Raw genomic sequence first — 14,691 nt, 5'->3', positions numbered from 1 at the left:
CGGCACCGAATCGAGCACGGCTGGAGGAGCAGCTAGCTCCCTGGCGGGCGAAGTATCCGGCTGTGCCGGTCCGGACTGTGGTGACCCACGAGAGCGCCGCCTTCGCCCTCGAACAGGAGTCGCGACGTGCCCGCCTGGTTGTCGTCGGCAATCGTGGACACAGTCTGCTCGCCGGCGCTTTCCTCGGCTCGACGACCGTGCAGCTGCTGCACCACGCCACCTGCCCCGTCTTCGTCGCCCGGCCGCGGCCGGCCTGAGAAGGCCGCCATGACCCTCGACATCGAACTCGACATCAACCCCGTACTCGCCGGGCCCGACGGCGTCGTCGCCGTCGACGCGAAGCTGCGGCTGGCGCCGGTCGGCGCCGAGCCGGACCCGATGCTGCGCGCCCTGCGCCCGGCAGATATCTCCCGAGAGGAGACGCCATCATGATCACCCGAAGAATCATCGTCGGCTACGACCGTTCCGCCGACGCCAAGGCTGCCGCTCGGTGGGCGCTCGACGAAGCCACCCGCACCGGCGCATCGGTGGAGTTCGTGTACGCCTACGAATGGCCGACCTGGCTGCCGGCGACCTCGACGGTGCCCGCCCCGGCTGCCTGGCCGGACGGCGAAACCGACCGCGCCATCAAGGGCGCACTGCACGAAGCCGTCGCTCTGGCCAAGCAAAGCCACCCGACTGTGCCCACTCATCTCTCGATCGTCAGCAACAGCGCCGCCCTCGAGCTCATCGGCCGTTCCGAGGACGCGGCTCTGATCGTGCTCGGTTGCCGCGGACACAGCGCCGTCGCCGGCCTGCTCGGCTCGGTCAGCGTGGCCGTCAGCGCCCACGCCAAGTGCCCCGTCGTTGTGGTGCGCGGTGATTCGACCGCGGAAGCGCCGGTCGTGGTCGGTGTCGACGACTCCGCGTCGGCTCAGCTCGCCCTCGCGTTCGCCGTCGAGGAAGCCGTCGCCCGCAACGTCGCGCTACGGGTGGTCCGCGCCTGGCGGCCGGTCACCGGCCTATGGGAGGAAAGCCCGATCGTCACCCGCACGGTGACCGAGGAGGAACGACGGCCGTTCGACGAGGTCGTCGCCGGTTGGCGGGACAAGCACCCAGAACTGAGGATCACCGCCGAGGCCGTGGTCGAGCATCCGGCGGCCGCGCTGCTCGAGGCGAGCAAGGATGCGCAGCTGCTGGTCGTCGGGACGCGGGGACGTGGCACCGTACGCGGAATGTTGCTGGGCTCGGTCAGCCAGCATCTGCTGCGTCACTCGGCCTGCACCGTGGCCGTGGTCCACGGCAAGCAGTGAAGTCAGGTGGGCGGCGCCGCGGCGCCGCCCACCTCTTCTCAGGGACTCAAATGCGGTCGGCAGTGGTGCTGCGCAGACTCCAGACGATCGACACAGCGATGGTTCCGACGATCACGCCGAGGGTGAGCGGAATCGGAAGCTTGCCGACCGGCGTCTCGGAAAGGATGAGTTTGACGCCGGCGAAGGCCAGCAGCACGGCCAGGCCGTAGTGCAGGTGAACGAACCGGCGCAGTAGGCCGGCCAGGCAGAAGTACAGGCTGCGCAGGCCGAGGATCGCGAACGCGTTCGCCGCCCAGACGATGAACGTGCTGGTGGTGATGGCCAGGACCGCGGCCACCGAATCGATCGCGAAGATCAGGTCGGTGGCCTCGACGGCGATCAGCACGACGAACAGCAGAGTGGCCACGCGGCGGCCGTCGATGCGGATGACGAACCGGTCGCCGTGGTAGGCCGGGTCGGTCGGCACGATGCGGCGCACGAGGCGGACGACGGGGTTGCGCTCCGGTGGGCTCTGCTCGCCGTGGCGGAAAGCCATCCGGTAACCGGTGTAGACGAGGAACGCTCCGAAGACGTACGCCGTCCAGAAGAACGTCTCGAGCAGCTCCGCGCCGACGAAGATGAACACCAGCCGCATCACCAGAGCCCCGACGACGCCCCAGAACAGCACCTTGTGCTGCAGTGCGGGCGGCACCGCGAAGGCCGAGAAGATCAGCGCGAAGACGAAGACGTTGTCCACGGAGAGCGCCTTCTCGATCAGATAGCCGGCGTAGTAGGTGCCGGCGACGTCAGCGCCCTGCCACCACCAGAGCACCGCGCCGAACAGCAGACCGGTGCCGATCCACACGGCCGACCACGTCGCCGCTTCCCGAAAGCCGATCACGTGGTTGTCGCGGTGCAGGAACAGGTCGACCGCCAGCATCACAGCGACGGCACCCATCACCAGAACCCAGGCCCACCAGGGCACGGACATGCGGAGCTCCCTCCGACCAGGCCGGCCACGTGGGCCGGCATCACTGGTCGACGGTCTCCCCGTACCACCACGCTGGTGGCCGCGTCACCGGGCCCCGGACGGCCGGGTCCGTACTGACGGCGACGCGCCGCACATCGGGTACTCCCCCTCGAACTACGAAGCATTATTCACGAAGTACAGTTCGTATGACAAGGGAGGCGTACGGATGCCGGCATGGACGTTTCTGACCAACCACGCGCACGTGCTGCTGGCTATCGCCCGCAACCCGGATGCGCGGCTCCGCGACGTCGCCGAGACCGTGGGAATCACCGAACGGGCGGCGCAGGCCATAGTGGCGGACCTCGAGCAGGCCGGATACCTCGAACACACCCGCGTGGGACGTCGCAACCGCTACACCGTCAACCCGGCCGGCCATTTCCGCCACCCGGCGGAGGCGGACCGGCGAATCGGCGACCTGCTTTCCCTGTTCACCCCGGCACCGTCAGCCGAAGCCGATCAGGGCCACCCGTGATCGGGCGGCCCTGATCGGAACGTTCCACGGTCACGACACCGAAGCTTCCGTGCGCACCGCCGCCACACCGGGCACGGTGCGCGCCAGCACTGTCACCACGGCCTGCTCGGTGTCGTTGGCGTATGCCCCGGTCACCGTGGCGATCCCACCATCGACGGCAACTGTCCACACTTGCCGGCCGTCGGCGTACTCGTCGAGCCGATGCTGCACCTCGCGGGCAATGACCTCATCGCTGCGCACCATCGCCCGGAGGATGTCCCGGCGGCTGATGATGCCGACCAGCGCGCCGTCGTCGAGCACCGGGATACTGCGCACATCGTTCTCGAGCATGGCTTCGGCGACCTCCGCGACGTCAACGTCCGGATACGTGGTCAGTGGGTACGGCGACATCACCTCGGACACCATTCCCGGTCGCCCGGCCGGGTCGGTGTCCGGGATGCGGCGCACATGGGCTGTCGGATCCGTCGGAACCCGATGCCACAACAGGTCACTCTCGCTGACCATGCCGGCCAGCTTCCCGTCGCCGTCGACCACAGGCAGTGCGGTGACGGCCTTGGCGGCCATCAGCTGGGCGGCGCTTTCCACCGAGGCGGTCTGCACGACGGTGTGCACGGGGCCGGACATGATGTCCTTGGCGCGCATGACGTCACCTCCCGGCCATCTGCAGGGTCAGGTCGACCAGGCGGTTGGTGTAGCCCCACTCGTTGTCGTACCAGCCGAACACCTTGGCCAGCCGGCCCTGCGCCTGCGTCAGCCCGGCGTCGAAGACACACGACGACGGGTCGCCGACGATGTCGGTCGAGACCAGCGGAGCCTCGGCGTAGCGGATGATGCCGTGCATCGGCTGTCCGGCGGACGCCGAGGCGGCGACGGCCTCGTTGATGCCCGCGGCCGTGACCTCCGTGGCGAACTCGAGCGTCAGGTCGCTGATCGAGCCGTCGATCACCGGCACCCGCAGCGCCACCCCGTCCAGCCGGCCGGCGAGCTCGGGCAGCACCAGGCCGACGGCCTTCGCGGCGCCGGTGCTGGTCGGGATGATGTTCACACCGGCGGCGCGGGCCCGGCGCGCATCCTTGTGCGGCGCGTCGAGCACGTTCTGGTCGTTGGTATAGGCGTGCACCGTGGTCAGGTAGCCGCGTTCGAGCGTGAAAGCCTCGTGCAACACCTTGATCAGCGGGGCGACGCAGTTGGTCGTGCACGACGCGGCGGACACGATCTGGTGCTGGTCCGGGTCGTACGTGTCGGCGTTCACGCCCGGCACGAGCGTCGCGTCGACACCCTTGCCCGGCGAGGAGATGAGCACCCGTCCGGCGCCGGCCTTGAGGTGCAGCGCGGCGTCGTCGCGGGTGCGGAGCTTGCCGGTGGACTCGATGACCAGGTCGACGCCGAGGTCGCCCCAGGGCAGCGCGTCGGGGCTGCGCTCGGCGAAGGTCGGGATGCTGTGCCCGCCGACGACGAGCTTGCCGTCCTCGACGCTGACCTCCGCGTCGAGGCGGCCGAACGTCGAGTCGTACTTGAGCAGGTGCGCCAGCGTTCCCGCGTCGTACAGGTCGTTGATGGCGACCACTTCGAGCCCGGCACCGGCCAGGTTCTTCTCGGTCAGGCTGCGCAGGTAGTTGCGGCCGATCCGGCCGAAGCCGTTGATGGCGATGCGGTAGGTCATGGTCGTCCTTCCCGTCCCTCGTTTCCCCCTCAGCCTTTCGCGGCAGATCCGGTGTCGGCAGGGCCGAAGGACCCGGGCCGGCGGGACCGAGCGCGCCGCAGGCCCGCTCGATACAGCTCGTCCGCTCCCCAGACGAGCAGCGGCGTGGGCAGCAGCAACAGAAGCTGACCGGCGCTCAACCCGGTGGTGCCGAAAATCGACTGCAGAGGCGGGAGGTAGATCAGGCCGGCAGCGAACACCAGTTCGAAGGCGATGCCGGTCAGCAGCAGTCTGTTGGTCCACAGACCGATCGACCGCAGTGAGGCATGATCGGTGCGGGCGGCGAACGCGGTGCCGATCTGGCACCCGACGATTCCGGCGAACGTCATCGTGGTGGCTTGCTGATAGGCGTGGTGCAGGACAGTGCCGGCAGTGTTTCCGTGCCCAGGTCGATCGCGAGGATCTGCAGCACGGTCAACGGCAGGGGAATCGCGCCGCCGGACAACGCAAAGATCAGGAACGGCACGACTTCGGGTACGGCGTGGGCGAAGATGTACAGCACGAACTTGCGGACGTCGTCGAAGACACGGCGCCCCGCGTCGACGGCCCGTCACGCGTCCCCGACAGCCGGCCACAGCGTGACCGATCCAGCACGAAGACTCCGCTCCGCCTTTGTGTCAATCAGCGATCGTGGCGAAAGACAAGAACATCTGCTCGGGGGCCCCGGCTACGACTCCGACCGTTTCCTTGATCATGGTGCCGGGCACGACGGCTAAGCCTGTCAGGCGGCGTAGCAGGCGTTCGACGGCGACCTCGATCTGGAGCCGGGCGAACTGCTGGCCAAGGCAGCGGTGTATTCCCACGCCGAAGGCGAGGTGGGGATTCTTCGGCCGGTCGAACCGGATTTCGTCAGCATGCTCGAATTTCGCCTCATCGCGGTTGCCCGATTGCCAGTGCACCGCCAGCCGGTCGCCTTTCTTGAGCGGGCGTCCCAGCAGCTCATTGTCCTGGGTGACGGTGCGGCCCATGACCGACACCGCCGATGTGTAGCGCAGCAACTCATCCAGGTCGTGCCGAACCCATTCGGGCCGGCGCAGCCGCTGCTCGAACCCGGGAAGTTCGGCGAGGTACCGGCCGATGTGGGCGATCGTGCCGCGGGTCGTGTCCAAGCCACCGAGCAGCAGGACAGTGACGACGCCGAGTTGCTCGACCAGGGACAGGCCACGGCCGCCGTCGACACGGGCGGTGACCAGTGACTGAAGCACATCGTCACGTCCGGTTGTGTCGGCGGACCGCTCCGACAGGATCTCCGCGGCAACGCCTGCGACTCGCTCGTAGGCACTCTGGTCTCCCGTGGCCACGCCGGTGACCGCTTCGATCGCGCGCTTCATCCGGGCGTCGTTGTCGTCGTCGATCACGACGCGGGCCAGCGATCCGGCAGTGAACGGGATGGCGAACTGGCTGACGAACTCGATCCGGCCGCTGTCGATCACGTTGTCGATCAGCGAGTCGGCCAACCGTTGCATTTCCGGCACGTACCGCTGCAGGAACGACCGTGAGAAGTACGGGTTGAGGAACTGGCGGAAGTCACGATGCAGCGGGGGGTCCAGGTCCAGCGGTGGCAGAGCGACCGGGACGTGCTGCACGCCCGGTGTCGACGAGCTGAAGATCTCAGGATGCTCGCCGATCGTGCGCAAGTCGTCGTATCGGGTCACCACGTACTGGCCACCGTCGTAGCGGGAGTGGACTACTGGGCACTCTTGGCGTGACCAGGCGAGTTCGGCGAGGAGGCGCTGGCCGTCCTCGCGGCTGAACCAGTCCAAGCGCTCGAAGAAATCGAGGTGGGGATCAGTCATGACAGGATTGCTGTCCCTTCGAGATTGTTCTGCTATCGCTCAGATGCGGTCGAGCTGTGCATCAGGTACGCCGGAGCCGAGCGCCTCGCGGAGAAAACCGATCGCCTGGTTGATCGCGGCATCGGCGGCGTGTGTCGGGCGCAGCGCGTTCAGCATCACGAAGTCGTGAATGATCCCCTGGTAGCGGACGGCGGTGACCGCCACACCGGCGGCTCGTAGCTTGCTCGCGTAAGCCTCACCCTCGTCGCGCAACACGTCGGCCTCGGCGGTGATCACCAGCGCCGGTGGCAGGCCGGCCAGCTGCTCAACGGTCGCGCGCAACGGTGACGCGGTGATCTCGCCACGCTGACGGTCATCGGTCGTGTATTGCTCCCAGAACCACTGCATGGCATCGCGGCGCAGGAAGTACCCCTCCGCGAACTGGTGGTACGACTCGGTGTCGAAGCCGGCGTCGGTGACCGGATAGAACAGGACCTGTGCGGTGAGCGCAGGGCCGCCGCGCTCCTTGACCATCAGTGTGAGCGCCGCGGACATGTTGCCTCCGACCGAATCACCGGCGACAGCGAGGCGCGATGCGTCGAGGCCGTGGGCGGAGCCGTTCTCGGCGACCCATCGCGCCACGGCGTAGATCTGCTCGATCGCGACCGGGTAGCGAGCCTCGGGCGAGCGGCTGTAGTCCGGGAAGACGACTGCGGCTTGTGTACCGGCGGCCAGTTCGCGCACGAGTCGTTCATGGGTGTGGAAGTCTCCGAACACCCATCCTGCGCCGTGCACGTAGAGGATGACGGGCAGAGCCCCCGTGGTGCCCGCCGGCCGTACGATCCTGACCGAGAACGCTTCGCCCGCGGCGGACAGGCCCATCTGCTCGACGTCAGCGGCGGGTCGGTCCACCTCGCCGCTCTGAACCTCATCGACCAACTCACGGCCCTTCTGCGGACCGACCTCGAACAGGTACGGCCCTTCGGCCGTCGCGTCCGCAAACGCCCGCGCCGCCGGTTCGAGCACGACATCGCTACTGATGATCTCCATTGCAGCCTTCTTCTGGTCGCGGTACTGAAAGGTCATGAGCCGAATGAGCTTGTGCGGGTCGGGTCTGTTCGCCCCACGCGGTCCGCGTCCGCCGGCCTTGACGGCCCCCGGACGCGGAGCGGCTGTTGCCTCTCAGTAGGTGACAACGGCCTTGAAACGAACGTCGCCGGCGACGACGCGGTCGTATGCCTCGGCGATGCTCTCCTTGGCGAACACTTCGATCCTCGGTTTCACGTCGCCTCGGGCGACGTATCCGAGGGCTTCCTCGAGGTATTCGTAGCCGTTGTGCGCGGATCCGATGATCTGGTGGCTGTTCGAGACCAGCGACAGTGCGGGGACGTACATGTCGTCGAACGCGATACCCATCATGACCACCTTGCCCCACGGCTTGAGGCCGGTCATGGCGTCGTTGACGACACCGTGGTGGCTGGCGGTGTGCATGATCAGGTCAGCGCCTCCGGCGTTCTTCAGCGCCGTTCCGTCGGCGACGACCTGGTCGGCGCCGAGGTCCAGGGCTGCCTGCTGCTTGTCCGGCGAGTGGGTGATCGCGGTGACGTGGTAGCCGGCCGCCTTCGCGTACTGGATCGCCAGGTGGCCCAGCCCGCCGATACCGACGACGGTGACTCGCGCGTTGGGCTTGAGGTCGGCGCGGCGCAGGGCGGCCCACACGGTGAAGCCGGCGCACAGGGTGGGCGCTGCGTCCTCGTACGAAATGCCGTCGGGCAGCCGGACCGTGCCGGCGGCGTCCACGACCATGTAGTCGGCGTGCGCGCCGTCAACGGTGACACCGGTCAGGACCGGGCTCGCGCAGTTGGCGGCGGTCACGAAGCTCTTGGGGTGTTCCTCGCGGCAGAAGTCGCACCGGCCGCAGCCCTTCTGCACCATGGGCATGCCCACCCGGTCGCCCACCTCGCGGGTGGTCACGCCGGCACCGACCGCGACCACCTCACCGACGCCCTCGTGACCGAGCACCAGCGGGAACGGACGGTACGAAAGCTTGTTCCGGGCCATCCAGAGGTCGGTGCCGCAGATCCCGCAGGCGCGCACACGCACGAGAACCTGTCCGGGAGCGGGCTCGGGAATGGGACGGTTCTGCAACTCCCAAGCGGCGTCGGGTTTGGTGATGACAGCGGCTTGCATGAGACCGGTCACGGTCAGACTCCCATCGTTCTCGGAATTTGTTTGGTGCGGTTGGCCGTCGCTGGGGGAACTGTGCGACCGCCCCGGCCGCCGTGTCATCACCTCAGTCGGCCAGCTGGTAATGCCGAGGCCGCTGGGACGAGCTCTGAGCTGGGAATATTCGGTATTGAGCGCGTGGCGACCAGTTGTGGTGAGATGTGGCTCGTCCGCACGCGGCCGACCGTTGCGTAGTGTTCGGAGGCGGCGTTAAGGTATTTCAGAAGCCGGTCATGCACACCGGAACGGCAGTTGAGGCGGCGGCCCCGGGGTGGGCATTGGCGAACTTCCGTGGGGTGGCGCCGAAATGCCGCTTGAAGTCCTTGATGAAGTGCGATGTGCTCGCGTACCCGACGTGGTGGGCGGTCTCGTCGACGTTGTGTCCGCCGGCGGCGAGCAGGTGGGCGGCGCGGTTGAGGCGCATGCGTTTCAGATAGCGGTGCGGCCCGGTGCCGAAGGCCCGGCCGAATGCGGCGTTCAACGCCGACGCGCTGACCATGGCATGCTGCGCCAGTTCGATGACCGTCACCGGCTCGGCCAGGTTCGATCGCATGTAAGCGACGGCCCGCGACACCGGGTCGCTGCTTCGCTCCGCCCGGGCCACCGCGCGGACCAGGTCCCCGTTGCTTGCCGTTGTCATGAGCCGGTAGACGATCTCTCGCAGGTACATCGGAGCCAGGACCCGCCGGTCTCCGTCTTCGATCAGTGATCGCAGGAAGCGCAACACGGCCGAACCCAGCGTGGCGTCGGCGGACGGCTCCGCCGTGGCCTGTGCGGTCAGCGAGGCAGGCACCGCCGGTGGGAGGTCCGCGCTGATGGAGCTGACGACGGCCGGATCCACTGCCAGGTCCAGGCAGAGGTAGGGCCTTGCCGGCTCGGCCCGCACCACCTCGGTCCGCACGCCGGTCTCGCCGAGAAAGAACAGAACGTGGGGTGCGGCGGCAGCATATTCACGCTCACCGGTGGCGACCCGTTGCCCTCCTTGGACCACGAAGCAGATCGTTAAGCAATGCGCCTGACATCGCCACCGCGGCCGCTGCGGCGAGGAAAAACGGTAGGCGGTCAGGCCGGGCCAGGGTGTCGTATTGGCGCCGACCTCGGACGTCATCGCCCGGACCTCGCCGCGCAAAGTGGTCAGATCGCCCGGGTGGGGCCAGGCCAGAAAATTCAGGCCAGGCAATGCCGCCTGACTCAGTCGCGCAGCAGATGACATGGCGTCCATGATCTGCGACCAGACTCGGGCTCGGGGGGATCTGCCAGGCCCCGGCTGGCGACACCGCGGCCGCCGGCGGATCAGCCCGACCGCGGCGCGGCGAGCTCTGCTTCGGCGGGTAGCTCCGGCCGCGCCGGGCGAAGCCCGTAACCGGGAGCCAGGTAGGTGGCTAGACCGCCGATCAGTGCTGCGGCCAGCAGGTACCCGGCGACAGCCACCGACGAGCCGAGCGTGGTGAGCAGCAGGGCCGCCACAATCGGTACCGGCGCCGAGGTCACCGCGCCGCCGAGGTGATACGCGACTGACGAGCCCGTGTAGCGGACCGGCACCGGGAACAGTTCGGCCGTGAACCGCGACACCGGCCCGTACGCCAGCGCGTGCATGACCGGAAGGGCCAGCAGATAGGACAGGAACACCCCAGCGGCGAGGCGGGACTCGAAGAGCAGGAAGACCGGGAACGCGCCGACGGCGACGACGCCGCAGGCGCCCAGAAGGACGCGACGGGTATCGAACCGGTCGGCCCAGTGCGCGAACAGCGGCAAGGTAACGGTCTCCACTGCGGCGGCAGTCAGCAGGGCCGACAGCACAAGGCTGCGGTCCAGGCCCAGCCCGGCCGGACCGTGGTGCAGCAAAAACTGGGCGGAGAGGTAGAAGACGGTGTTGGCGGCCATCCCACAGAACATGCCGGCCAACAGCGCCCGCTTGTGCGATCTGACCAGCGTCAGCGCCGGCCTGCGAGCGACGTCACCGCGCTCGCGGGCGGCGAGGAACGCGGGCGACTCAGTGAGCCGAAGCCGGATGTAGAGCCCGACCGCGACCAAGACGGCCGAGCACAGGAAGGGAATCCGCCATCCCCAGCTGAGCAGGTCGTCCTCGGGCAGCAGAGTCACCAGGAAGAAGGCGCCGCTGGACAGGAACGCACCGGCGGGAACGCCGGCCTGCGGAAGGCTGGCGTAGAGGGCGCGCCGGTGCGGCGGGGCGTGCTCGAGCGAGATGATCACCGCACCGCCCCACTCGCCGCCGACGGCGAAGCCCTGCGCCAGCCGCAGGATCAGCAGCAGAATCGGGGCCCAGATGCCGATCGTGTGGTAGGTCGGGAGCAGCCCGACGGCGAACGTCCCCGCACCCATGGTGACGATCGACAGCACGAGCATCTGCTTGCGCCCGGTGCGGTCACCGAAGTGCCCGAAGACCAGGGCGCCGACAGGCCGGGCGAGGAACGCGACGGCAAGGGTGGAGAAGCCGGCAAGGGTGCCGGTCACAGGATCGAGCGTGGGGAAAAACAGCGGGTTGAAGACGAGTACGGTGGCCGCGCCGAAGACGAGGTAGTCGTACCAGTCGATGGTGGTTCCCACCGCGGCGGCCAGGGCGATCCGCAGCGGGGTCGGTGGCTTTCGCGGGGCTGGAAGGTGAGACATCGTCGGCTCCGGAAACGTGACAACCGTAATCACTGCAGCCTAGGAGCGGGGAGGCGCGTGGATGTAGCCAATTTGACGCGAGAAATAGCGGTCTTGGCTTGTCATTCAGGGATGTCGATGGCGATGTACTTCTCTTCCAGGTACTCGGTGATTCCGCTGTTGCCGCCCTCGCGACCCAGACCGGACTGCTTGACGCCGCCGAACGGGGCACTCGCGTCCGACACCAGTCCCCGGTTGAGGCCCACCATGCCGGACTCCAGCTGCTCGCTGAGCCGGACAGCTCGGGTCAGGTCGCGGGTGTAGAGATAGCTGACCAGCCCGTGCTCGGTGTCGTTGGCCTGCCGGACGGCCTCGGTCTCGTCGGTGAAGGTCTGGATCGCCGCGACCGGCCCGAAGATCTCCTCCCGGGTGATCGCGGCGGCCGGGGACACATCGGTGAGGACCGTCGGCGGATAGAAGAATCCGGAACCGGACGGCACCACGCCACCGGTAAGCACCTGGGCGCCGTGCCGGACTGCATCGTCCACCAGAGCAGCCACCCGCTCGCGTTGCCGGCCGTTGATCAGCGGGCCCAAGTCGGTCTCCGGGGCGGTTCCCGGGCCGACGCGCAGCGCCCGCATCCGATCGGTGAATTTGGCGACGAACTCGTCGGCGACCCCGGCGTGCACGTAGAAGCGGTTGGCAGCCACGCACGCCTCGCCGATGTTGCGCGTCTTGGCGGTGATCGCACCCCGCACGGCGGCGTCGACATCGGCGTCCTGACATACCAGGAACGGGGCGTTGCCGCCCAGCTCGAGAGACGTCCGGAGCACACGGCTTGACGCCGCGGCCAGCAGGATCCGTCCGACCTCGGTGGAGCCGGTGAAGGACAGCTTGCGCAACCGATCGTCGCGAATCAACGGGCCGGTCACCTCGGCCGGGCGGCTGGTCGGGATCACGTTGACAACCCCATCCGGTGTTCCCGCCTCGGCCAGGACCCCGGCGAGCTTCAGCGTGGTCAGCGGGGTTTCCTCGGCCGGTTTGACGACGACGGTGCAGCCGGCCGCCAGCGCCGGGGCGATCTTGCGGGCCGGCATGGCGAGCGGGACGTTCCACGGCGTGATCAGCAGGCAGGGCCCCACCGGCTGGCGCATCACCAGCACCCGCGCCGAGCCGTCCTCGCTCACCTTCCACTGCCCGTCGATGCGCACGGTTTCCGCGGCGAACCAGCGGAAGAACTGGGCGGCGTACGCCACCTCCGTGCGCGACTCGGCCAGCGACTTACCCATCTCCAGGGTGATCAGGCGGGCGAATTCGTCGGTGCGCTCCATCAACAGGTCGTGGACGCGGTGCAGGATCTCGGCCCGGCGACGGGGCGGGACCCGGCTCCACGCGGCACCGGCTGCGGCGGCGCTGTCCAGCGCCAGGATGCCGTCTTCGGGCGTGGCGTCGGCAACCTTGCTCAGGACCTTGCCGGTCGCTGGATCGGTCACCTCGAAGGTAGCGCCGCTGGCGGCGTCTCGCCCGGTCCCACCGATGATCAGCTGGGTTGGCAGGTAGGGGACCGAGAGGTCATTCGTCATGGCGTACTCCTCATCGTCGCCCATTGGCGGAATCCTTCCGAAGCGGATCCCAGCGTCCTGCGTTTCGAGGCCAGCAACCCGATGTGCCGGTATGCACGCGGCACGATCGGTACCTCCACCGACCCGGCCAGCGGGCCGCCGTGCCGGGCCGGTAACACCGCCACTCCCAACCCCGCGGTCGCCAGCCCGCGCACCGTCTCCACCTCTTCGGTCTCGAACACGTAGCGCGGCTGCGTGCGCGCCGCCAGGAAGAGGTCATCAACACTGCGGCGCATCGCGATCCCCGGCGACAACCCAACAAAGCTCTCGTCACGGCACTCGTGCAGTCGCACGGATCCGTGGCGGGCCAACGGATGCTCCAACGGCATCACCAGCACGTACGGTTCCCGGAACATGTCCACCGCGACGATATCGGGATCCGAGGGCCGCACCACGCTGAGTGCCACATCCACTGTGCCGTCGTGCAGCGCCGCCACCAACTGTTCATGCGCCGCCTGCACCAGCGTCAACCGCACCCGCGGATGAGCCAGCCGATACCCCCGCAGCAACTCCGGAGCACGACTGACCCCCAAGGTCCGTAAGAAGCCGAAGATGACTTGACCGTGACCTGGATCGGTGGCGTCGTATGCACGCGCCACTCCCGCCGCCAGCACGGAGTGAGTCCTGCGGACGCTTTCGGCGAGCACCCGGCCGGCTGCGGTCAGTTCGATACGCTGACCGGCCCTGCGGGTCAGCGGGACACCGACCGCCTGCCTCAACGCGGCGATCCACTGGCTGGCCGTGGACTGCGGCAACCCGATCGAGGCGGCCGCCGCGCTCAGGTGCTCCCGCTGCGCCATCGCGACCAGCAGCGCCAGCTTCGGAATCAGTTTGGACGCGACCTCCGCCGGCTGTGGGACCATGGACGGACAATAATCGCGGCCCGCGCCGGCGCAGCCCGAAGCACCTGCGGTGAGGCTGGATCCGACTCCCTTTCGCCCTCCCTCGGCTGGGCTTATTCAAATCTGGCCGGGGCATTTCACTGAATGCTGCGGCCACCGTCCGCGATGCGATGGCGCCGGCGCTCGGGCGCGCCGTGGCAGCGGCCCGGCTACGACACCGCGCGCTGATCTGTCTGGCTACCGGCATGCGATGCCGGCATCGGGCTCAGCCCGGCGTCGGCGACCACCTTCAGAAGCCGGAGCCGTTCCTCGTGGCCGGACTGCGGGGTCATCACGATCAGCAACGGACCCACCTCCCCGGACAGCGCATACGCGTCCCACTCGACGGCGATGTCTCCCGCCCGCGGGTGCCGGATGACCTTGGCGCCATGAATGTTCTCCCGGACGTCGTGCCGGGCCCACAGGTGCCGGAACTCGCCACTGCGGATGCCTAGCTCGCCCACGACCGCGACCGCCCGAGGATGGGCCGGATCGGTGGCCACAGCAGCCCGCAAGATCCCGATGAAGTCCAGCGCCATGGCCTCCCAGCCCGGACACCGCTCGCGGAACCCTTCGTCACGGAACAGCGCCGCGAGAACATTACGCTCACTGGGCGGTCGCCGGGTGGGGTCACCGAGCAACGCCGCGGCCAGATCGTTCCACGCCAGAACGTCGAGATGCCGGGTGACGACGAACGCCGGCAGATCAAGGGAGCCCAGTAAGACCTGCGCGTTTCGGGTCACGTGATCGGGCGGCCGTGTGATCTGCCGCGCGGGTCGACGCGCCAACCGCCCGAGATGCAGCACGTAACGCCGCTCCACCGCGCCGAGTTCAAGTGCGTCGACGATCGAGTCCAGCACGGCGTCCGACGGCCGCACATTACGACCATGCTCCAGCCGCTTGTAGTAATCGGTACTCAACCCGGCCAGCGCCGCGACCTCCTCGCGGCGCAGCCCGCCGACCTTCCTCCTCGGGCCCGGTTCCAGTCCCAGCTCCTGCGGCGTCGTCCGCTCGCGCCGGGAGCGCAGGAACAACCCGAGTTCTCGGGCGGCCTCATGCCCGCTTCCCATCCGTGGCGCATGCCTCACGATCGACCGGCCAT

At 68.3% G+C, this 14,691-nt stretch carries 17 protein-coding genes; 4 read left to right on the top strand and 13 right to left on the bottom strand.

The features are described 5' to 3' along the window. The first annotated feature begins 20 nt into the window (after window positions 1-20). Genes KXC43_RS36255 through KXC43_RS36245 form a run of 3 tightly spaced genes read left to right on the top strand, consistent with a single transcriptional unit; the run spans window position 21 to window position 1,292 of the window. Complete coding sequence (locus KXC43_RS36255; RefSeq protein ID WP_221380791.1) at window positions 21-257, top strand: universal stress protein; 237 nt, start codon at window positions 21-23, stop codon at window positions 255-257. 10 nt (window positions 258-267) lie between these two features. After that, window positions 268-432 carry an acetate--CoA ligase family protein gene (locus KXC43_RS36250; RefSeq protein ID WP_221380735.1) on the top strand — a complete coding sequence of 55 codons (165 nt, stop codon included), beginning with the start codon at window positions 268-270 and terminating at the stop codon, window positions 430-432. After that, window positions 429-1,292: a universal stress protein gene (locus tag KXC43_RS36245; protein ID WP_221380734.1), complete on the top strand. Its 864-nt coding sequence runs from the start codon at window positions 429-431 to the stop codon at window positions 1,290-1,292. Before KXC43_RS36250 ends, KXC43_RS36245 begins: the two co-directional genes overlap by 4 nt. A 46-nt stretch (window positions 1,293-1,338) precedes the next feature. Here KXC43_RS36245 and KXC43_RS36240 read toward each other — a convergent pair whose 3' ends face one another. After that, window positions 1,339-2,262 (bottom strand): TerC family protein, encoded by a 924-nt coding sequence (locus KXC43_RS36240; protein ID WP_221380733.1) that lies wholly within the window; start codon window positions 2,260-2,262, stop codon window positions 1,339-1,341. A 205-nt stretch (window positions 2,263-2,467) separates the two neighbouring features. On the opposite strand from KXC43_RS36240, the gene KXC43_RS36235 reads away from it, so the two are divergent. Continuing rightward, a complete protein-coding gene (locus KXC43_RS36235) occupies window positions 2,468-2,773 on the top strand; it encodes a helix-turn-helix transcriptional regulator (protein ID WP_221380732.1) in 306 nt (101 codons plus the stop codon). A 30-nt stretch (window positions 2,774-2,803) separates the two neighbouring features. Here KXC43_RS36235 and KXC43_RS36230 read toward each other — a convergent pair whose 3' ends face one another. The 12 genes from KXC43_RS36230 to KXC43_RS36175 form a co-directional block, all read right to left on the bottom strand. Next, window positions 2,804-3,415 carry a CBS domain-containing protein gene (locus KXC43_RS36230; protein WP_221380731.1) on the bottom strand — a complete coding sequence of 204 codons (612 nt, stop codon included), beginning with the start codon at window positions 3,413-3,415 and terminating at the stop codon, window positions 2,804-2,806. Between the two features lie 4 nt (window positions 3,416-3,419). Continuing rightward, entirely contained in the window at window positions 3,420-4,436 is a 1,017-nt protein-coding gene (gap, locus tag KXC43_RS36225) for a type I glyceraldehyde-3-phosphate dehydrogenase (protein WP_221380730.1), read from the bottom strand. Between the two features lie 29 nt (window positions 4,437-4,465). Further along, entirely contained in the window at window positions 4,466-4,804 is a 339-nt protein-coding gene (locus tag KXC43_RS36220) for a cation transporting ATPase C-terminal domain-containing protein (RefSeq protein ID WP_221380729.1), read from the bottom strand. Then, complete coding sequence (locus KXC43_RS36215) at window positions 4,801-4,977, bottom strand: hypothetical protein (protein ID WP_221380728.1); 177 nt, start codon at window positions 4,975-4,977, stop codon at window positions 4,801-4,803. The genes KXC43_RS36220 and KXC43_RS36215 overlap by 4 nt, the downstream gene beginning before the upstream one ends. 115 nt (window positions 4,978-5,092) lie before the next feature. After that, window positions 5,093-5,932 carry a cytochrome P450 gene (locus tag KXC43_RS36210; RefSeq protein ID WP_221380727.1) on the bottom strand — a complete coding sequence of 280 codons (840 nt, stop codon included), beginning with the start codon at window positions 5,930-5,932 and terminating at the stop codon, window positions 5,093-5,095. A gap of 378 nt (window positions 5,933-6,310) precedes the next feature. Continuing rightward, on the bottom strand, window positions 6,311-7,300 hold the full coding sequence (locus tag KXC43_RS36205; protein WP_221380726.1) for an alpha/beta hydrolase: 990 nt from the start codon (window positions 7,298-7,300) through the stop codon (window positions 6,311-6,313). A gap of 132 nt (window positions 7,301-7,432) precedes the next feature. Beyond that, window positions 7,433-8,452, bottom strand: coding sequence for an alcohol dehydrogenase catalytic domain-containing protein (locus tag KXC43_RS36200; protein WP_308129419.1), 1,020 nt, complete (start codon window positions 8,450-8,452; stop codon window positions 7,433-7,435). 244 nt (window positions 8,453-8,696) lie between these two features. Next, the gene (locus tag KXC43_RS36195; protein WP_221380725.1) at window positions 8,697-9,689 is read right to left on the bottom strand and encodes an AraC family transcriptional regulator; all 993 of its coding nucleotides are present in this window, start codon (window positions 9,687-9,689) and stop codon (window positions 8,697-8,699) included. An 80-nt stretch (window positions 9,690-9,769) separates the two neighbouring features. Then, the gene (locus KXC43_RS36190; protein WP_221380724.1) at window positions 9,770-11,107 is read right to left on the bottom strand and encodes an MFS transporter; all 1,338 of its coding nucleotides are present in this window, start codon (window positions 11,105-11,107) and stop codon (window positions 9,770-9,772) included. A gap of 101 nt (window positions 11,108-11,208) precedes the next feature. Then, window positions 11,209-12,693, bottom strand: a complete 1,485-nt coding sequence (locus KXC43_RS36185; protein WP_255645426.1) for an NAD-dependent succinate-semialdehyde dehydrogenase — start codon at window positions 12,691-12,693, stop codon at window positions 11,209-11,211. Continuing rightward, the gene (locus tag KXC43_RS36180) at window positions 12,666-13,571 is read right to left on the bottom strand and encodes a LysR family transcriptional regulator (protein ID WP_221380723.1); all 906 of its coding nucleotides are present in this window, start codon (window positions 13,569-13,571) and stop codon (window positions 12,666-12,668) included. Before KXC43_RS36180 ends, KXC43_RS36185 begins: the two co-directional genes overlap by 28 nt. Window positions 13,572-13,759: 188 nt before the next feature. Next, complete coding sequence (locus KXC43_RS36175) at window positions 13,760-14,623, bottom strand: helix-turn-helix transcriptional regulator (protein WP_255645425.1); 864 nt, start codon at window positions 14,621-14,623, stop codon at window positions 13,760-13,762. Between the last annotated feature and the right edge of the window lie 68 nt (window positions 14,624-14,691).

This window comes from Paractinoplanes polyasparticus, from assembly GCF_019710575.1.
In the GTDB taxonomy this organism is placed as follows: domain Bacteria; phylum Actinomycetota; class Actinomycetes; order Mycobacteriales; family Micromonosporaceae; genus Actinoplanes; species Actinoplanes polyasparticus.
Note: the sequence above shows the minus strand (reverse complement) of the source record. Positions and strands in the feature narration are given on the sequence as shown.

Coding starts and splice junctions, on each gene's coding strand:
- KXC43_RS36180 (WP_221380723.1), bottom strand. CDS start 13,571: ATGGTCCCACAGCCGGCGGAGGTCGCGTCCAAACTGATTCCGAAGCTG.
- KXC43_RS36190 (WP_221380724.1), bottom strand. CDS start 11,107: ATGTCTCACCTTCCAGCCCCGCGAAAGCCACCGACCCCGCTGCGGATC.
- KXC43_RS36205 (WP_221380726.1), bottom strand. CDS start 7,300: ATGGAGATCATCAGTAGCGATGTCGTGCTCGAACCGGCGGCGCGGGCG.
- gap (WP_221380730.1), bottom strand. CDS start 4,436: ATGACCTACCGCATCGCCATCAACGGCTTCGGCCGGATCGGCCGCAAC.
- KXC43_RS36230 (WP_221380731.1), bottom strand. CDS start 3,415: ATGCGCGCCAAGGACATCATGTCCGGCCCCGTGCACACCGTCGTGCAG.
- KXC43_RS36185 (WP_255645426.1), bottom strand. CDS start 12,693: ATGGGCGACGATGAGGAGTACGCCATGACGAATGACCTCTCGGTCCCC.
- KXC43_RS36245 (WP_221380734.1), top strand. CDS start 429: ATGATCACCCGAAGAATCATCGTCGGCTACGACCGTTCCGCCGACGCC.
- KXC43_RS36220 (WP_221380729.1), bottom strand. CDS start 4,804: ATGACGTTCGCCGGAATCGTCGGGTGCCAGATCGGCACCGCGTTCGCC.
- KXC43_RS36195 (WP_221380725.1), bottom strand. CDS start 9,689: ATGTCATCTGCTGCGCGACTGAGTCAGGCGGCATTGCCTGGCCTGAAT.
- KXC43_RS36240 (WP_221380733.1), bottom strand. CDS start 2,262: ATGTCCGTGCCCTGGTGGGCCTGGGTTCTGGTGATGGGTGCCGTCGCT.
- KXC43_RS36235 (WP_221380732.1), top strand. CDS start 2,468: ATGCCGGCATGGACGTTTCTGACCAACCACGCGCACGTGCTGCTGGCT.
- KXC43_RS36250 (WP_221380735.1), top strand. CDS start 268: ATGACCCTCGACATCGAACTCGACATCAACCCCGTACTCGCCGGGCCC.